Below are 18,999 nucleotides of genomic sequence, written 5' to 3'. Positions count from 1 at the left end.
GGTAGGCATGCCTCGGTGTGGAGGGTAAGTCAAGCATGGGATGGAGGGAAGGGGAGTAAAATCTGGCCAGAGAATGAATTCTAAGAAAAAAAAATTATAATCGTGCGGAAAAAAATGGTTTTTACGCTCGCCGTGAGTTCTTTCGTAAAACGGACATTCTCTTACTTTCCCTCCCCTCGCATGTTGACTTCCCCCTACCTCAGTGTAGATTCTTCGGAACGCACTGTCGGGGCAACATAGTCAAGCCTGGCAGGATGCAACGAACATGGTTTGCCGAAGGGCGAAAACACTTTTTTTGGAACATGTGGAGGTTAACCTACATGAATGTTAAAACTTTGGTTGCGGCCCTAGGCCTTGTCGCTACGTTGACGTTTGCGACACAAGCTCAAGCTGGTTGCGGACTTCTTGGATGTAAGAAGTCTTGTTGTGAAACGAGCTGCTCGTCGTGTGATTCGGCTAGCGCTTGCGGTTGCGAAGCAGCTGCTCCTTCTTGTGGCACTTCGAGCTGCGGTGGCTCGGCATCTTGTGGTGGCGGATGTGCCCCTGCGATGGTCACTGAAACCCGCATGGTCACTTCGACCGTCATGCAACAAGAAACTCGTACGCGTATGCGTAACGTCGTTCGTTGCGTTCCTGAAACCAAGACCCGCACAGAAACCTACACCGTCATGGTTCCTGAGCAACGCACTCGCACCGAGTCGTACCAGGTCAGCGTTCCTTACACCGAAGAGCAAACCTACACCGTACGTGTTCCAGTCGTTTCGACTCAAACACAATCGTACACCGTAATGGTTCAAAAGCTGGAAGCGGTTGAGCAATCGTACCAAGTTCAAGTTCCTTACACCGAGAACGTTGAACAAACCTACACCGTTAACGTGCCTTACACCGAAACACGTCAACGCACCTACAACGTCTCGGTTCCTTACACCGAAAACGTTGAACAAACCTACACCGTCAACGTGCCTTACACCGAAACACGTCAACGCACGTACACTGTCAACGTTCCTTACACCGAAGACGTTGTCAGCGACTACACCGTTCAAGTTCCTTACACCGAACAAGTTGAACAAACCTACACCGTTCAGGTTCCTGTAACCGAAATGGTTACCCAAACCTACACCGTTCAGGTTCCTCAAACTGAAACTCGCACTGCAACACGCACCGTGTGCAAGCAAGTTCCAGTGACCACTTACAAGACCGTCAGCAAAGACATGGGCAGCTACCAATGTGTTGCTCAAGAAGTTGCTAGCAGCGGATCGTGCGGCAGCAGCTGTGGAAGCCCTTGCGGCAGCAGCTGTGGCGGTTGCGGATCGTGTGGCGATAGCTGCGGAAGCAGCTGTGGCGGATGTGCAACTCGCACTGTCATGAAGAAGGTTTGGGTTCCTAACGTTGTTTGCGAACAAGTTCCTGTAACCACCTACACGACTCAGCAAGAAGAAGTTCCTTACACCTACACGGTTCAAACTTGCACCACCGAGACCAAGACTCGCGAAGTGCCTGTGACCAAGTACACCACTGAAACCAAGACCCGTATGGTCAGCGTTCAGAAGTGCCGCACCGAAACTCGTCAACGCACGAGCAAGGTCACCAAGTGCCGTCAAGAAACTCGTACTCAGGACTACACCGTTCAATTGTGCCGTCAAGAGACTCGCACCAAGAGCGTTCCTGTAACCAAGTACCGCACTGAATCGCGTACTCAGGACTACACCGTTCAACTGTGCCGTCAAGAGACTCGCACCAAGAGCGTTCCTGTAACCAAGTGCCGCGTTGAAACTCGCACCCGCACCGTTCAGGTTGCTAAGTGTGTTCCTGAAACTCGCACCCGCGAAGTTCAAGTCACCAGCTACAGCACCGAAGAACGCACTCGCACCGTCAACAAGACTCGTTGCGAAACTCAAACCCGCGAAGTTCCTTACACTGTAAGCGTTCCTCAAACCAAGACTCGCGAAGTCACCTACACCGTAAACCGTCAAGTAACTGAGCAAGTGCCAGAAACTTACACCGTTTGCGTTCCTGTTCAGGTTCAACGCGAAGTTCAGGTCCAAGTTCCAGCTCCAAGCTGTGGCTCGGCTGCTCCTAGCGGATGCAGCAGCTGCGGTTCGGCTGCACCAGTCGCTTCGAGCGGCTGCAGCAGCTGTGGTGGCTAATTTTAAGACCTCCACGCATCTTGCAAGATGAAAGTGTGCCCCAGGGTGTCTTCGGATACCCTGGGGTTTTTTTATGGCCGGTCTAACCGGCAAACTCTCCGCCGGCCGCCATCTCAGCCCTTCGCGGCGTCGCGATTGTGCGATAATGTGAACGCCCCGCAGCCTGCGGTTGCACGATCCCTTTCCGCCCTTTGTTGCTAAGTTCCATTGTTCATGTCTGATTCGATCGATCTCATTGCCACGTGTGCCTTTGGTCTCGAAGCCGTGGTCCGCCGCGAGTTGTCGGACCTCGGTTATGTTGGCAAAGTGATCAGCCCAGGGCGGATCCTGTTTTCGGCGCCTCCCGAAGCGATCTGCCGTGCCAATCTCTGGTTGCGTTCGGCCGACCGCGTCTTGATCCGATTGGCGACGTTCGAAGCTGCCGATTTTGACGCCTTGTTCGATCAAACGCGCGATCTCTCCTGGAGCCAATGGCTGCCGCAGGACGCCTGTTTTCCGGTCTCCGCAAAGTCGCACGATTCGCAGCTTGAAAGTGTCCCCGCGATCCAACGGACGGTGAAGAAAGCCGCCGTGTTGGGGATGCAACGGGAATTCGGGACCGAAGTGCTGGACGAATCGGGGGCCCAGTACAAGATCGAAGCTTCGTTGATCAAGGATGTCGCGACGTTAACAATCGATACAACCGGTCCCGGACTGCACAAACGTCACTATTGCGATCGACCCGCGCTGGTGCTGGTCAAAGAGACGCTTGCCGCCGCGTTGGTGCAATTGAGTTTCTGGAACCGCGACCGCCCGATGGTCGATCCGTTTTGTGGCAGTGGGACGATCGTGATCGAAGCGGCAATGATCGGCCGTCGCATCGCTCCAGGGCTGGGACGCAGCTTTTCCGCCCAACAATGGCCCACACTGTCGCCAGCGATGTGGGAGAACGCGATCGAAGAAGCGATGCAGTTGCAATTGCCCGACTTGGAAGGCCGTATCATCGGCACCGATGTCGACGGGCGATCACTTGCGGCCGCGCGGGAAAGTGCGGTGCGCGCGGGCGTCGAAGGATCGGTCCACTTTCAAACCAAATCGTTTGGTGCCCTCTCCAGCAACAAACAATATGGTTGCGTGATCACGTATACGCCTTACGAAATGGGGGGCCGCCGGAATCCCGAACAGGATGCGCTCTACCGTTCGATCCCGTTGGTGCTGCGTCGTTTGACCACGTGGTCGCATTATGTGCTGACCCCGCACCCGCGGTTTGAACAGATTGTCGGCCGCGATGCCGATCGGCGACGGAAGCTTTATAACGCGCGGACCGAATGCACCTATTATCAATTCCACGGACCTAAGCGTCCCCGCGATGCGGCGGCAACGCGCGCGGCGGAGGCAGACTCTCCAGACGCCGCGGAAACCGAAGGCTCCATTCAGAACCCCCCAACGGAAAGTGTGGGGCCGATGCCAGCTGCGGTTGGCGTCCCCGCGGCGCGGCCCAAGCCAACGATTGCTCCTGCCTTCGGGCATCTCGACGCCAAGGCGCACGAACAAGCGGCGCTGTTCCGCACGCGGTTGACCAAACGGGCCAGGCACCTGCGCCGGTTGCCGACGCGCCAAGGGGTGACCTGTTTTCGGCTGTACGAACGGGACATTCCCGAGATTCCGTTGGTTGTCGACCGCTACGGAGATCACTTACACATTAATGAATACGAACGGCCGCACGATCGCGATCCGGCCCAGCACGCCAATTGGTTAGACCTGATGGCCAAGACGGCGGGGGAAACGCTGGAGATTCCCAAAGGGCAAACCTTTTTAAAGCGACGGTTGCGGCAATCGGGCTCCAGCCAGCACGAACACGTGGCCAGCGATCATTATGAAACGGAGGTCACCGAGGCGGGGCTGCGATTCATCGTCAATCTTTCTGATTACGTCGATACCGGCCTGTTTTTAGATCACCGTCTGACGCGGGGGATGGTTCGCGCTGAAGCTGAGGGCAAGTCGATGCTGAACCTGTTCGCCTACACCGGATCGTTTTCGGTCTACGCCGCCGCTGGCGGGGCCGCGCGGACGACAACCGTCGACTGGTCGAACACTTATTTGGATTGGGCCCGGCGGAACATGGCGCTGAACGGATTCGACGGCTTGGAGCACAAATACCACCGCGAAAGTGCGCTCGACTTCCTGGCCAATCAACCGCTGCAACCCGCCTACGACCTTGCCGTCGTCGACCCGCCGACCTTTTCTAACAGTAAGCGGACCGATGATGTGTGGGATGTCCAACAGGGCTACGTCGACCTGATCAACGCCGTATTGCCGCGGATGCAACCGGGCGGAGTGATCTATTTCAGCAGCAATTTCCGACGTCTAAAGTTCGATCCCGAAGCGATCGACGCAGACGAAATCCGTGAGATCTCCGCGCAAACGGTTCCGCCCGAGTACCGCAACCGACGGATTCACCGCTGCTGGCGGATCGTCAAACCGAAATAATCAGCGAACTTTAAGCCGCTTGTTTGCAGTGGGGACGCGGGTCCCATATTGGGGGTACTGTGGTCGGGTTGCCTCACGAAAGGTTGCCTTGGTGCCTGGTGGGGCTTTCTACAGCGCTGTTAAACCCCGTAATCTCTAGCGATCAGATGGGGAATCGCGAGCGAGCTGCCGCTTTTGGCATGGCTATCTTGGTAAATGCCCTGTGAGGTTTGTGGTCGAAGGGGTATATTCCGGCATCCGCAAACCGTGGAACGAATACCTGCGAGCCGCATGGCGAATGGGATCAGCCCCTTTCATCGCTCCGTTCGATTCGATTTACCAACTATTCTGAAACGACGGCTAGCAATTGAATGACCTGCGCTGACCCGATCGAAAACGGCTCTGCATTGCGAACTCCAAAGCAATTGCTGATCGCCAGCAAAGCGTTTGCAAGCGAACATCGAATGCTCAGCTGGTGGCATCTGTGGTCGTCCCTGGCCGTGATCTTTGTGCTGCTTGGCACATCGGTCAGTAGTCTGCCGCTGTGGATTCGCATTCCGGCCAGTATCACTGCCGGTTTGGTCACGGTGCGGTTGTTTATCATCTATCACGATTACCAACACAGTGCCATTCTTGGCGGTTCTTGGATCGCGCGTTGGATCATGAGCGTCTACGGGATGTGGGTGCTGGCCCCGACGAGCGTTTGGAAGCATTCTCACGATGTCCATCATCGCAAGAATTCACAGACGTTTGGTGACAACGTCGGTTCCTATCCGATCATGACGACGCACGCTTACGCAAACGCTGTCGCATCGGAACGATTTTCGTACGCCGCGTCGCGACATCCGTTAACGATCGTGCTGGGCTATTTCACCGTCTTCATTTGGCGGATGTGCTTGCAGGCGTTTATCTCGAATCCACGCGAGCATCTCGATGGCGGGCTTTCGATCGTTTTGCACATCGCATTGGCGATCGTTTTGGCAATGTTTGGCTTCGACGTCATGATGCTGGGGTTGATCGTGCCGCTGTTTGTGGCGTCGGGCTTGGGCGCGTACCTGTTCTATGCTCAGCACAATTATCCTTCGGCGAAGCTTTACCCAAGCGATGATTGGAGCCACGTCGATGCGGCATTGCAATCGTCCAGCTTCATCCCGATGAACCCTTTGATGAATTGGTTCACTGGCAACATCGGCTACCACCACGTTCACCATTTGAACGCGAGGATCCCGTTCTATCGGTTGCCCGAAGCGATGGCGGCGTTGCCAGAATTGCAAACGCCCGGAATCACGACGCTGAACCCCGGCGACATCGCCGCCTGTTTGCGGCTGAAATTGTGGTGTCCGGAGCAGGAAAAGTTCGTCGGCTTCAACGGCATCTAATCGCCGTCGACGCGATCGTCCGTTAGAACGAATCCTGGGCGATCATCGCGATGGCGGCCGGACCGACAAGCACGACGAAGATGCCAGGGAAAATGAAGATCACCAGCGGGAAGATCAACTTCACCGCACTCTTAGCCGCTTTCTCTTCGGCGATCTGACGTCGCTTGACCCGCATCGAATCGGATTGCACCCGCAACGCCTGGGCGATACTGCTGCCGAATTTATCGGCTTGGATCAGGATCGACGCGAGCGCTTTGAGGTCGTCGACATCGCTGCGGTTGCCGAGCAGTTTGAGGACTTCGTTCCGTGGCCGCCCCAGTTGAAGCTGCGCGTTGGCGACGCCAAACTCTTCGGCGATCACTTTGTAGGTTTTCCCCATTTCGGTCGAAACCTTCCGCATCGCTTGGTCCAACCCCAAACCGGCTTCGACGCAGACGACCATCAGGTCCAACGCATCGGGCAATCCGAGGAAAATGTTCTGTTTGCGGCAGCTGATGATCCACGAAAGGGCCAGTTCGGGCAGGAAGAACATGATCCCGCCGGCAATGACCAACTTCAGTAGGGCGTCTTGGCTGAAACCTTGCGCGATCACCGCGATACCCCCGCCGATCACCAAGCCGACGATCGCCGACAAGACCTTCAGGGTCAGGAACATCGTCGATGCACCTTGGTTGCGGAAACCCGCCTGCATCAATCGCAGCTTCAATTTCCCCTGGCTCACCTCGTCCTTGGGTTGCAGCGAATTCGCCAACGGCGCGGCGCGATTCAATACCGATGCGAGCGCTTCCTTTTTGGTCGCGTCGGGATCGTTGCGGGCCTCGTTCGAACGACGGATTTGTCGCATTTCGTCCAATCGCGATTCGGCGCGATTGGATTCATCGCCACCGCTCACGCGGCCCAGGATCAACCATGCGACAGCGGAAACGCCAACGAAGATGGCCCCGAAAACGATAAAGCCCGTGGTCTGTAGGTCGGCTGCGAACATCGAAAAGTCCTTGTACCAAAATCCAATTTGCAGTGACGCATGGCGGCGACCGAGGCCTGTGGCAGGGCCATCATGCGCTATGCGTTGGTCTCTTATTCTTAAACCCGAATGGTAATGATTTTGCGAATCACGACGGCACCCAACAACTGCATCACCAACGCACCGGCCATCATCTTGCGGCCCATCGGATCCGTAAACAGCATCATCGCGTAGTCGTAGTTCAGATAAAGCATCGTGAGAAACAACGTCGGAGGCATCGCTAACAACACGATACCGCTCATTCGACCTTCGCCGGTCAACGCCGCCACCTGCCCCTGGATCTGCAAACGCTCGCGGACCAGATGGCTGATTTTGTCGAGGATTTCGGCCAAGTCACCACCGGTTTCGCGTTGCAAGATGATCGCCATCGCGAAGAACTTGAGGTCCATGTTGGGGACCCGTTCGGTCATGTCATCCAACGCCTCTTCCAAGGCGATACCCAGATTCTGTTCCTCGAAGCAGCGGGCGAATTCTTTGCGAATCGGATCCCGCATCTCACTGGCGATCAAGCCAAAACCGGCGGCCAACGAGTGGCCGGCACGAAGGCTTCGGGATAGGAGTTCCAAAGCTTCCGGCATCTGATTGCCAAACTTCGACATCCGCCGATTCCGCATGAACATGACGTACAGGAACGGAATCGATGCCAACATGGCGCCCAGGATGGGCCCCAACAGGATCGGAATCGGAGTAACAAAGCAGATACCAATACCGGCAGCGAACAAGCCTCCGACAAGTCCAAAGAACTTGCCCGCGTTGAGGTTCAGGTCGGCCTGTTCCAGGTACAACCCCATCCCAGGGAGCGACTTGAGCAACGCGTCGAGACGGTCTTTGCCTTCGTCGAAACCGCCGGCATAAAGCGCCGACGCTTGAGACGGGTCATCGACGTCCTTGCGGAGTTTGGCCAACGTGTCGAGCCGATTTTCGGCAAGCGATGGGCCGCCGGCTTCGGAGTCGACCATCAGCCAGGCACCGGCGATCAACGCGGCGATGCCGACGCCAACGGCGATTACGATTATCAATGTTATCATGCTTGGTTACCTCAACAGCGCTATGCTTCCATCATCACGCGTTCACGGAAGGCACTGGCTGGCAAGCGAATTCCCTTGCCTTCCAATTTTTCCATAAACGTGGGACGCACACCGGTGCAGATAAAGCGACCTTTCGCTTTACCGTCGGCACCAATGCCTTGTTGATCGTATCGATAGATGTCCTGCATCACGATCGTGTCCTGCTCCATCCCGACGATCTCGGTGATGTACGTGACACGGCGTTTTCCACCCTGCAGACGACTGGCTTGGATCATCACGTCGACGGCACCGGCGATTTGCGAACGAATCGCTTTGACCGGCATTTCAAAGCCAGCCATCATCACCAAGGTTTCCAAACGTGCGATCGCGTCGCGTGGGTTGTTACTGTGAATCGTTGTCAACGATCCGTCGTGACCGGTGTTCATCGCTTGCAACATGTCCAACGTTTCACCACCACGGCATTCGCCGATGATGATCCGTTCTGGACGCATACGCAGCGCATTCTTTACGAGATCGGTCGCCGTCACGGCGCCATTGCCTTCGATGTTTGGCGGGCGAGTTTCCAGACGGACGACGTGGTCCTGTTGCAATTGAAGCTCCGCCGCATCCTCGATCGTCACGATCCGTTCGTCGTGCGGAATGAAGCTGCTGAGTGTATTGAGAAGGGTCGTTTTACCCGAACCGGTACCGCCGGAGATGATCATGTTCATCCGAGCTTTGATGCAGCCTTCCAACAGCATCACCATCTCGGGCGTGAACGCTTTGTAGTTCAACAGATCTTCCAGCTTCAGTGGGTTGCTGCCGAATCGACGAATCGAAACACATGCCCCGTCGAGCGCCAGTGGCGGGATGATCGCATTGACACGACTGCCGTCTTCCAAACGCGCGTCGACCATCGGACAGGTTTCGTCGACCCGACGACCGACTTTCGAAACGATCCGGTCGATGATCTGCAACAAGTGTTTGTTGTCGCGGAATTCGACTTCGCTCTTCTCCAGTTGGCCTTCTTTTTCGACGTAGATGTTTTTGGGGCCGTTGATCAGAATATCGCTGACCTTCTTGTCTTTCAGGATGATTTCCAACGGACCCAGGCCAAAGGTTTCGTCCAACACCTCGTCGACGATCCGTTCGCGCTCTTGGCGATTCAGCAGCGTCTCTTCGGCGTCGCACAAGTGTTCGACGACCATGCGGATTTCACGTTTAAGGGTATCCCCTTTGAGATCTCCGACTTTGGAAAGGTCCAGTTTGTCGACCAGCTTGCTGTGGATACGACCTTTAATCTGCTCAAACTGTTCTTGGCGGCTCAGTTCAGTGCGGCCTGCCGTTGGATTCATCGTGCGTGACATATCAGCTTTCTCAGCAAATTTTTGCTACTTGTTTTCCAGGGTTCCAACGGCTTCAAGCCGTCGCGCCCATTTAAAGTTCCGGTTCGTCGGCACCCTGCCCCGTCGCTAGGTGTCGAACCGAAAATCTTCTCAGGGAAACTTAGCTTACAAATGCTTACACCAGCCCCCGTTGTGGAAAAATTGCAACGTCGCTCAAGGTAACCTCAATTGCCCCAGCCCGGCATTTGGCATCACCGTCACATCCGCTACCGTTTTCCTGTGTTTTGAATCGTTATAATTCGACTCAACCCGCAAATTGAGAATTTATAGCGCCGCCGACAGCCCCAGAATTTCATGGTGTGTTGACCTGTCGCGTCACGTTTTTCCGCTCCGTCGATCCGGCGCATTGGTATTCGTGCCTCCCCTCGTTGTACGCCGCGAAGCGATCTCTTTGGTTTGCCGACGTCCCGCAGATCCGATACGCTCAGCGTCACCCGAGTCCCCCTTCTCACCGGAGCTGTCCCGATGAATCGATCGTTTTGTTGCCTGGTGAATGCGATGCTGATCTGGACGCTTGCCGCGTCGGCGGTCGCGGAGGATTCTGCGGCGACCAAGTCGACCTCCGACACCGATCGATTACAGGGAACGTGGCTGGCCGATTTGGAACCTGGCCTGCAAGGGACGCTGGTGTTCGATGGTCGCGGGTTGCACTACGTCCACGTCCGTGGCGATCGCGAAACCGTGATCTGGAAGGGACACTTTGCGATCGATGAAGGCGTCGATCCGAAACAGATGGATTGGACGCCGATGAACCCAGAGACTAGCAAGGTGCCACCGAATCGAGCGATCTATCGACTGGAGGGGGATTTGTTGCTTGTGATTGGCAATTCCCAAGGCCCACGCCCGACGGCTTTCTTTTCCGGTGGGGGGCCACAGCGGCCCAAGACGATCATTTTCCGACGTGCACCGTCGGATGCCGAACCGCCCAAGATGCCGCTTCGGCTCGACACGGTTCCGCTCAGTCCCACGCCACGGGGAACGGGGCTTTAAGCGACTGGGTTCGCATCGGCGCATCCGAAACGTCTGAAAAGATCTGAATTTATGATGAAGACCAGCCCTGGCGACGCAGACGCTTCGACCGCCGTTGCCCGCTGATTTTGCAGGGGAATTGGCGGTTTATTGCAAGCAAATCAGGTTGCCGGTAGGCCCCGCCGATGGCCAAAGTGATTGACGGAGCGGTTCGCAGTGGATTAAGCTGAAGCCATCTTTTACGTGTCTTTATTGATCCGCTGGCCGGTCGATCGGTCGTCCAGCAACCCGTTTTAAGAACAACGCTTATCTATTTCGTAAGTCTTCATTCCATCTGAGTGTGCCGAACTCCCACCCTCGGTTCGGCGAGAGGCCAAGTGACATCTATGACGGCGACACTTCAGTCCAACGATGCGACGCTCGGCTACGACGACGTATCCGACGAAGAACTGCTGCTGACCTACCGCAGCACGGGACAACGGGTTTTGTTCGAAACCCTGATGCAACGCTACCAACGCGAGATCTACAGCTACCTGCGACGCTACCTGGGCGATGCAGAGCAAGCCGAGGATGCGTTCCAGTTGACGTTCCTGCAGGTTCACCTGCGAGCGGAGACATTTGAAGAGGGGCGAAAATTTCGTCCCTGGTTTTATGCAATTGCAACGAACCAAGCCATCGACTTGCAACGTAAGAACCGTAGACATCGAATGGTTAGTTTGGACCGCACCCGCAATGTCGACGATGACGAATCGAAGTGGACCGAGAAATTGGTCGGCAACGATCCCGATCCGTGGCTGGTGGCGTCCGGGCGTGAAAACCAAGACAGCGTTCAAGGGATTGTCGCCCAGTTGAGCGATTCGATGCAAAAAGTCGTTCAATTGGTTTATTACCAAGGTTTGAAATATCGCGAAGCGGCCGATGTGCTGGGGATTCCCGTGGGCACGGTCAAGAGCCGTTTGAATGCGGCGGTTTCGCGATTGAATCAACTCTGGGAAGAATCTCAGACGGTGAAGTAGCGCAATTCGGCGAAGCTTCATCTGCACGCATGGCAATGTGAAGAGGGTTCGTACGCAATGCGCGAAGATCTGCTTGGATATTTGTTGGGCGCGTTGGAACCCGAAGAGGTCCGCCGTGTCGAAGCACTGCTGGAATCCGATCCCGAGGCACGTGCGGAGCTGAAACGGTTGCAGGCGGCAATGCGTTCGCTGGACGAAGAGCGTGCGTCCGAATCGCCCGCCGACTTTGAACCTCCTGCCGATCTGATCGGCCGCACGATGGATTTCATCGAAGCCTCCAAGCCGCAGCCTGCCGAGACTCCTTCGGTGGCCCCGGTCAATCCGCTCTCAGAAACCGGCCTCTCGCAGCGCGGTGCGACGACGCGACGTTGGCGAATTCCCGACGCCTTGGTCGCGACGATTTCCATGATCGCGCTCGGTGGACTCATGTTTCCCGCGATCCTCGAAGGACGTTTTGAAGCGCGACGCGTCCAGTGCCAAAGCAATCTGCAAGAGCTGGGGACCTCGTTGGCTCAGTTCGCGATCAATGATCCGCAGCAACGCCTGCCGGAGATCGACCTGCGTGGGCCGCTCGCATTTGCCGGCGTGTTTTCGGTGGAACTGAAAGAACACGATCTGTTGGATCGTGAAAACGCGATCTGGTGCCCGTCGCAGAATCCGCCCGCATCGATGGCGACGGTGCCAACCAAGCTGCAGTTGCAAGAAGCTTCGTCGGCGCATCTGTTGCAATTGCAGAACGTCTCGGGCGGCCAGCTGGCCTACACCCTGGGCGTGATGGACGACCAATCCTACGGTGCTCCCCACTACGAATCGCGTTCGACGTTTGCCATCCTGGCCGACGCTCCGATCCGGACCGCCAACGGAACCCAATTGGCCCACGATGGTCGCGGTTTCAATCTTTTATATGAAGATGGTCGAGTCCGATTTGTTTCCAGCACCGCCGTTTTGGAGACGCAAGATCAGCCCTATGTGAACTTCGACAATCGCGTTGAAGCGGGCTTGAATGTCAACGACGCATCGCTGGGCGAGAGCGGCCGCGCTCCGTTCGTTTGGGTCAAGCAATCGTTGTAGGCCCGGTCCCCTCACGGCGCTCGCACGAGCGGTCGCGTATACGTTAGCGGTGTCGATTCCAAGCTACCGCGACCGGCATTGCCAAGATCCTTGCCAGCGGAATGGTCAGCGTGGCGGCCGCGAGCATCCAGGCAAAGCTGAAGCGTGAATCGGGAACCAGCAAGCTCAGCAGGGCCGCGAGGGTTCCGCAGGCCGCGGCCCACGACGCGATAACGGAAACGATTGCCGTTGGCGTTGCGAGCCGGCGATAGCTGAGCAGGAATGCGACGATCGCTACGGCACTCAGCTTGGTTGCGATCCCCACGAACAGAAGCGTCGGCAGCCAGTGCCCGATCCACGGCCCCATCGCTTGCACTGTCGACCAATCGGTCTGCTTCATGAACCACGCGAGGAACAGAGAAAACGGCAGCAGATAGAAAAGAATTGCGACCACCGATGCCGACAGGATGAACCACGATCGCCCCGTCATCCCGATCCACCAGTAGCTAGCGACGCGGCTCAAGAAGGTCGCGGCGAACGCGAGGCAGAACGATCCAGCCAATCGCATTCCAAACAGCGGCGACGCGTCCTGTCCGTCGAACCAGCTGCGATAGCTTTCAGCCCACGCGATCCAGTGCGCGCGATTCGAAGGCCAAATCGCCCAACCGGCAATCGCTGGGGCGATCGAAAGGTAGATGATCGCGGCGACGGCAATTGGCACAAAGGCCCGCGTCCACGCGAGGGTCGCCGAACGGATGGGGCTCGCGATCAAATAGGTCGGCAGGCTGGATGAATTGCCAATCGTTGAACGGGAAAGGTTCCCGCTGGCCGCGAAGATGCCGGCGTACGCAATCAGAACGTTCAGCATTACGAAGGCGGGCCCGCTGAAAGGGACCACAAAAACGGAAAGCAACAGTGCGGGGAACAAGAACAGCACTGCGGTCTTGTACGCCGACCCGCGGATCCGAATCCATTCGTGCCATAACAAGGCGGTGTAGGGACGCATGAAGTGTCGCGGGGCAATGGCAAGCTGGGAATCGTTGACGGCAAGGTCGCGACCCGACGCCAAATGTCGGCGTTCCGTTTCTGGAACCATCCCTCGTGCATTGGTCCTTGCCAAACGGACGGCGTCAAACGACGCAACGACTCCGCCAGCATAAAACACCGCTGCCATCGCAAGTCCCGCTGGCCCGACCGAACCTCTCCAGGAGGCTGCGACCATCGATCGACCTCCAAAAATAAAGGCGATGCAAGCGTAGAAGGCGATCGCGACTATCAGCAGTGCGAGCAACCGGAACCAAGGATTGGCAAACGGGCGCCATGTGATCCCCATGACCCAAATGGCAGCGCCAGCGAGGCACAAGCACGGGGCAAGCCACGGCCACGATTCACGCCCCTGCAGCCACGCCTCGCCTTGCTGGACCAGCGTCCAAAGAACGCTCACCCATAGCGTGCGAAGCGCGACCGGAATGGCGGCGATCTTCCACGATTTGATCGGCATCCGTAACAGCCAATGGTTGCAGCTGCTGGCCGTGAAGTGGAGATCGGATTGATAGCCGTAGTCGAAAACGACAAAGCTGAATAAGGCTGCCGGTAGCAGCGAACAGATCATCGTCATCGGCACGAAGTTCGATTGCAACCATTGCGGATGCAGAACGGCACTTCCCCAAACGACGATCTGTCCGGCAGCAACCAGGGAAATCATCGAGATCAATACGCGACGATGACTCGAAAGAATCAGCCGGAACAAAGCATACGATTCGTTCATCGGACCTCTCCCATTGCGATAACTTGCGGCGCCCCGTCGCTAGAATCGGATGCCGGCGGTCCGCCGGTTGATTTCGCACGCGCGGCAAACCAACGGTCCAGCGTGATCTCTCGGCGGTTGAGGAGCTGCAAATCGCTTCCAATCGCCGACGCGTCGAACTGTTCGGTTTCGACCACCGCCGACCATTCGCCTCCGCTGCGCTGCAAGCCAAACGCGTTTGGAACTTGCGCCGCGCTGTCGGCGTTTCCGCGGAAGATGATTTCACAGTACCTTGACTGCAGTTCTTCGATCGTCCGCGTTTCCACGATCCGGCCATCGGACATCAACGCCACGCTATCGCATACGCGAGCCACTTCGTCCAACAGATGGCTTGAAAACAACACCGTCCGGCCATCTTCACTGACCGTGCGAATGATCGCTTCGAGGATGTCGCTGCGCGCGATTGGATCCAATCCGCTACTGGGTTCGTCCAAAATCAACAGCTCCGGACGGTGGGCAATGGCGACCAATAGACCCGCCCGTGCCCGTTGACCTTTGGACAGCGACTGCAGCCGCGATGAACGTGACAGCGCGAACACCTCACCCAATTCCGCGGCGTAGGCGTCATCCCACGTGGGATATATCGCTCTAGAAAAATCGATCAGATCGCCGACACGAAGCCACTGCGGCAGCGAATCCTCTTCCGTCAGGTAACCGATCCGTTTCAAAACGCCTGCGGGATCTGCGACGGGGTCTTCGCCCAGCACTCGAACACGGCCGTGCTTGGCAACCAGGGCACCGATCAGATGGCGGATCAGTATCGTCTTGCCGGCACCGTTGAGTCCCACCAGTCCAAAGATGGAACCGGTGGGGATCGTTAGGTTCACGTCGCGGAGCGCCTCATTTCCACGAAACGCTCGACTTAAGTTGTGGACTTCGACAGCGGCACCGGCGGATGGGGAAGCGTTCATGATCGGTTCTCGTCGCGAGGAATTTGGTCGTCCCGTTTCTTCAGCTGTTCGACGACTTCATCGATCGAAAAGCCCAACTGACGCGATTGGATGATCAAGCGTTCCAAGTGCGGCTGAAGCAGTCCACGCCGTTGGCTAATCGTTCGTCGTTCGACCTGTTCGGCGACAAACGTTCCCGTCGTCCGCCGTTTCTCCACGAGTCCTTCGTGTTCCAATTCGCGGTAGGCGCGAGCGACCGTGTTGGGGTTCACACGCAACGCCTCAGCCATACCGCGGATCGTCGGCAGCTCCGCCCCGGCGATCAATTGCCCCGAAACGATGCGGTACCGCACTTGATCAACGATCTGTTGAAAGATCGGTACGCCGTCGGTGGTGATGTGTAATTGCATGCCGTTCCTGTTGTGTTAATTCAATGATACAACGGGCGGAGGGGCGGTCAAGAGAATCGAGCGAGAAAACTTAGGCGAATAAAAGTTCGCAATCCCGTTTGTCGCGCGATACAATCCCGAAGTTGTGCTCATCCCGCCTTCAATCTCCCGCCTTGAGGTAAATGCACGATGGACATGGAAAAGGTTCGTATCGATCGCCGCACGGCGATCGTGGCCTCCACGGTTGGATACGCCGGAATGCGGTTGCCGGCAGCGGCGATGGGCAATCCCGGTTCAACCGCGACGCGCGCCACGGGCAAGGCGAAGTCGACGATCCTGTTTTTTTTGTGTGGAGGCGCGTCGCATGTCGACACTTGGGATATGAAGCCCGACGCGGGGAGCGCCTATCGCGGACCGTTTGCTTCGATCGAAACCGCGGCTCCCGGAATTCGGCTGTGCGAGCATCTGCCGATGACCGCAAAGGTGGCCGATCATCTGGCGATCGTCCACGGTGTCAGCGACCGCGGCCGGGCGACGGGAGATCATCACGCCGGGTATTACTACAACCTGACCGGCCACGCCCCGGACAACACTTTCCGCACGCAAGGCAATGACCGGCGGCCGTACGCCGACGACTGGCCCTTCATGGGATCGGTCGTCGCCTCGCGTCGCGAGCCGCACCGATCGTTGCCCCAGGCGATCACGCTGCCTCATAAACCCAGTCGACCTCCGTACACACGTCCGGGACAATTTTCGGCGCGATTGGGTGCCGAATTCGATCCGTTCTATTTGAGCAGCGATCCTGGCCAGCCGCTCACCTTCCAGGCCCCTTCGTTAACGCTGCAAGATGGCGTCTCGCGTGACAGGTTGGGCGATCGCGCTGGATTGCTGAAATCGATCGACGGGGCGCGGCGCACCTTTGAAGCGCACGCGGGTGCAAAGAACTTTGAGATCCAGCATCGCAAAGCGTTTGAGCTGTTGGCATCCTCGGCGACCAGCCGTGCGTTTGATGTCTCCGAGGAACCGCTGGCCGTTCGCGAAAGGTATGGCCAGACGGTCAACGGCACCAGCCTTTTGATGGCTCGCCGTTTGGTGCAGGCGGGCGTGCCGTTTGTGACCGTGTTTTGGAAGGAAGACACAAGCCTCAACGCCAAGTGTAAGAGTGCCGGCGGTTGGGATACGCATGGGAACAATTTTCAGTGCTTGCAAGAAAACCTGTTGCCAGAATTTGATCGCTGTTATTCGGCGCTGATCGAGGACCTGGCGCAAAGCGGATTGATCGACGAGACGTTGGTCTTGGTCTCTAGCGAGATGGGCCGCAAGCCAAAGATCGGCGACGTGCGCTCGGGCGGCACCGTCGGGGCGGGACGCGATCACTGGACCGCTTGTATGAGCAACCTGTTCGCCGGTGGAGGCATCCGCGGCGGCCAAATCTACGGTGGGACCGATAAGCGAGGCGAATACCCGGAACATCAAACGATCGGTCCCGAGGACATCGTCAAAACCGTTTACCACGCGATGGGCGTTCACGATCTCGCGGCGATCGATGCCAGCGGCCAACCGATCAGTTTGTTAGCCGAAGGCGAACCGCTGCACGAACTGTTCTAGGGTCGCAATCGAGATGGATCCGTGCCGTCGCATGAACCCGAGTGTTGATTTCCCGTGTCCCGGCGTTCTGCGACTATCTTTTGCAATCATGGATTGATACCATTTTCGCTTGCGATGTTTCGGTCTCCCGGCGCGACAACGCCGTTCGGTTGCCCGCATCTTTTCCCGTCCCTGCGTTAAATCTTCTGAGTCGCAGACCCCCTGGAATACGAATCATGAAGAAACACGAATGGCGTGAAACCACCGATGAGGGAGAGACACGCATCGCCACCGCGATCCGCCACGGCGGTAAATGGAAGCTTCGGTCACGACTGAAATCCGAACCGGAATGGGTCGAAACAACGGACATCTCGTTGGAGGATCTCGAAACACTCCACGAACTGGTCACGAACAAGTACCAGCGGCGCCGGGCCCCCTACGAACATGTCTTGGAACTGGAAGCTTTGATTAAAGCGGCAAAGCTGCGGAAGTAGTTGGCGAGCGTTTGCGATAAACGTTTCTCGGATCATGCGTCGTCGAACTGCAGACGCCACCGCTTGGCCATGCCGCTGCGTCGACGCAGGGGATCGGGGGGACGCAGGTTGAACATGCTGTTTGCTGGCTGGAAAAGTCGATCGATGGGCGGGTGGAGGTTTGTGCGGTTTCTGTCGAATGCACATTCGAAAGAGTTCAGGCAATGCGAATCCTGCTTCTTATGCCGACAATCCATGTGGTTTCACGATCCAATGGCATTGAAATGATTTCAAATGCGATCGTTGAAGCGGCGGACCTCACGGATGATTTCGACCATGCACAAGAGTTGTGTTTTCTTTATCGCGTTTCAGTTTTGCTCCCTGGCTAGTTTTGCTTACGCAGTCGACAACGACTGCGCCGATTTCGGATCCTCTTCCTCCTGCAGCAGCAATCTCTGTTGCAAATCCAACAGCGGCTTCTTCGCTGGCGCAGAATTGACGTTGTTGACACCACATTCGGGCTCCGTCACGATTGCCCCGCTCAGCAGCACCGCGATCTTACCCGAACGCGACATGGGGGTTGGAGGACGTTATTGGTTGGGATATCGCGCGGAAACCGGCTTAGGGTTTCGTTCGCGATATTGGCATTTCGACCAAGACGCAGCGGGAGGTCCCTTGTTGGATCCAAGTCTGACGGCGCAGACTTGGGATGCTGAATTGACTCAGCTATTCACACGTGGCCGCTACTCATTCGATCTGTCCGGTGGTGTCCGTTGGGGCGAAATCGATGATCAAGTCGCCCCCGTGCTCACCGAATCGTTTAACGGTTGGGGATCCACCGTGGCGTTGTCGGCAAGTCGGCAACTTGGTGACGGTCCCTTTTCGCTGATCGGTGGTGCACGTGGATCGCTCCTTTTTGGTGATCACGTCGTCAACATCTTGGGCGCTCCAATTTCTTCTTCGCAAGAAGTGATGCCCGTGATGGAACTGCAGTTGGGTGGCGAGTACTCCCAGGAATTGTGGGGAACCCATGCTTTTGCACGGGCTGCTTTTGAAACCCAGTTGTGGGAACTTCCTCCATCGGCACTGGGTCTGCTGGATCAAAACATCGGCTTCGTTGGCGTGACCTTCTCGACTGGCGTTCGCTTCTAACGTGAAGTCCGTGTGACTTGCAATTTGAAATGCAACCGGTAGCGCAGCAATGCGTCTACCGGTTTTTTAATGGAGTGATCGGTACGGTGCCGCAATGGCGGTCGGTGGCCGTTTCGATGGCCTGAGCGTTAAGCCGATCGGGACCGACGGCGGACGATCCGAGTTGCTTTTGCGCGATCTTTGTAACTCTGGCGGTTTGCATCCCCTGGGGGCGGAACAATACGGTTTTGGGATCGTTCCATCGCTGTGAGGCGG

15 protein-coding genes are annotated in these 18,999 nt (G+C 56.9%); 9 read left to right on the top strand and 6 right to left on the bottom strand.

Translation table 11 applies throughout. From position 1 onward, the window contains the following. Positions 1 to 320 precede the first annotated feature (320 nt). The 3 genes from Poly24_RS16690 (at position 321) to Poly24_RS16680 (ending at position 5,974) form a co-directional block, all read left to right on the top strand. Positions 321 to 2,147, top strand: coding sequence for a hypothetical protein (locus Poly24_RS16690; protein ID WP_145097805.1), 1,827 nt, complete (start codon positions 321 to 323; stop codon positions 2,145 to 2,147). 213 nt (positions 2,148 to 2,360) lie between these two features. After that, positions 2,361 to 4,616, top strand: a complete 2,256-nt coding sequence (rlmKL, locus tag Poly24_RS16685) for a bifunctional 23S rRNA (guanine(2069)-N(7))-methyltransferase RlmK/23S rRNA (guanine(2445)-N(2))-methyltransferase RlmL (RefSeq protein WP_145097802.1) — start codon at positions 2,361 to 2,363, stop codon at positions 4,614 to 4,616. Between the two features lie 350 nt (positions 4,617 to 4,966). Further along, complete coding sequence (locus Poly24_RS16680) at positions 4,967 to 5,974, top strand: fatty acid desaturase family protein (RefSeq protein ID WP_197451968.1); 1,008 nt, start codon at positions 4,967 to 4,969, stop codon at positions 5,972 to 5,974. Positions 5,975 to 5,996: 22 nt separating this feature from the next. Here the strand turns inward: Poly24_RS16680 and Poly24_RS16675 are convergent, their stop codons facing one another. From Poly24_RS16675 to Poly24_RS16665, 3 genes are all read right to left on the bottom strand, one after another. After that, a complete protein-coding gene (locus Poly24_RS16675) occupies positions 5,997 to 6,959 on the bottom strand; it encodes a type II secretion system F family protein (RefSeq protein WP_145097799.1) in 963 nt (320 codons plus the stop codon). Between the two features lie 98 nt (positions 6,960 to 7,057). Beyond that, positions 7,058 to 8,026: a type II secretion system F family protein gene (locus Poly24_RS16670; protein WP_145097796.1), complete on the bottom strand. Its 969-nt coding sequence runs from the start codon at positions 8,024 to 8,026 to the stop codon at positions 7,058 to 7,060. Positions 8,027 to 8,046: 20 nt separating this feature from the next. Then, complete coding sequence (locus Poly24_RS16665) at positions 8,047 to 9,372, bottom strand: CpaF family protein (RefSeq protein ID WP_197451967.1); 1,326 nt, start codon at positions 9,370 to 9,372, stop codon at positions 8,047 to 8,049. A gap of 504 nt (positions 9,373 to 9,876) precedes the next feature. On the opposite strand from Poly24_RS16665, the gene Poly24_RS16660 reads away from it, so the two are divergent. From Poly24_RS16660 to Poly24_RS16650, 3 genes are all read left to right on the top strand, one after another. Beyond that, entirely contained in the window at positions 9,877 to 10,401 is a 525-nt protein-coding gene (locus tag Poly24_RS16660) for a hypothetical protein (RefSeq protein WP_145097793.1), read from the top strand. A 365-nt stretch (positions 10,402 to 10,766) separates the two neighbouring features. Next, complete coding sequence (locus tag Poly24_RS16655; RefSeq protein WP_145097790.1) at positions 10,767 to 11,396, top strand: RNA polymerase sigma factor; 630 nt, start codon at positions 10,767 to 10,769, stop codon at positions 11,394 to 11,396. 57 nt (positions 11,397 to 11,453) lie between these two features. Next, a complete protein-coding gene (locus tag Poly24_RS16650) occupies positions 11,454 to 12,467 on the top strand; it encodes a hypothetical protein (RefSeq protein ID WP_145097787.1) in 1,014 nt (337 codons plus the stop codon). Between the two features lie 43 nt (positions 12,468 to 12,510). Here the strand turns inward: Poly24_RS16650 and Poly24_RS16645 are convergent, their stop codons facing one another. From Poly24_RS16645 to Poly24_RS16635, 3 genes are read right to left on the bottom strand one after another with little or no spacing between them, the layout of a single operon-like run. After that, positions 12,511 to 14,214 (bottom strand): hypothetical protein, encoded by a 1,704-nt coding sequence (locus Poly24_RS16645; RefSeq protein ID WP_145097784.1) that lies wholly within the window; start codon positions 14,212 to 14,214, stop codon positions 12,511 to 12,513. Then, complete coding sequence (locus Poly24_RS16640) at positions 14,211 to 15,164, bottom strand: ABC transporter ATP-binding protein (RefSeq protein WP_145097781.1); 954 nt, start codon at positions 15,162 to 15,164, stop codon at positions 14,211 to 14,213. The genes Poly24_RS16645 and Poly24_RS16640 overlap by 4 nt, the downstream gene beginning before the upstream one ends. After that, positions 15,161 to 15,553 carry a GntR family transcriptional regulator gene (locus Poly24_RS16635; protein WP_145097778.1) on the bottom strand — a complete coding sequence of 131 codons (393 nt, stop codon included), beginning with the start codon at positions 15,551 to 15,553 and terminating at the stop codon, positions 15,161 to 15,163. The genes Poly24_RS16640 and Poly24_RS16635 overlap by 4 nt, the downstream gene beginning before the upstream one ends. A gap of 168 nt (positions 15,554 to 15,721) precedes the next feature. Between Poly24_RS16635 and Poly24_RS16630 the strand changes: the two genes are divergently transcribed. The 3 genes from Poly24_RS16630 to Poly24_RS27455 all read left to right on the top strand — a co-directional run bounded on the left by Poly24_RS16630 (position 15,722) and on the right by Poly24_RS27455 (position 18,744). Further along, the gene (locus tag Poly24_RS16630; protein WP_197451966.1) at positions 15,722 to 17,140 is read left to right on the top strand and encodes a DUF1501 domain-containing protein; all 1,419 of its coding nucleotides are present in this window, start codon (positions 15,722 to 15,724) and stop codon (positions 17,138 to 17,140) included. A 215-nt stretch (positions 17,141 to 17,355) separates the two neighbouring features. Next, positions 17,356 to 17,613: a hypothetical protein gene (locus Poly24_RS16625; RefSeq protein WP_145097775.1), complete on the top strand. Its 258-nt coding sequence runs from the start codon at positions 17,356 to 17,358 to the stop codon at positions 17,611 to 17,613. A gap of 315 nt (positions 17,614 to 17,928) precedes the next feature. After that, complete coding sequence (locus Poly24_RS27455) at positions 17,929 to 18,744, top strand: hypothetical protein (protein WP_231753184.1); 816 nt, start codon at positions 17,929 to 17,931, stop codon at positions 18,742 to 18,744. Positions 18,745 to 18,999 lie beyond the last annotated feature (255 nt).

This window comes from Rosistilla carotiformis (assembly GCF_007753095.1).
GTDB lineage: Bacteria > Planctomycetota > Planctomycetia > Pirellulales > Pirellulaceae > Rosistilla > Rosistilla carotiformis.
This window is presented reverse-complemented; position numbering and strand designations above follow the sequence as displayed.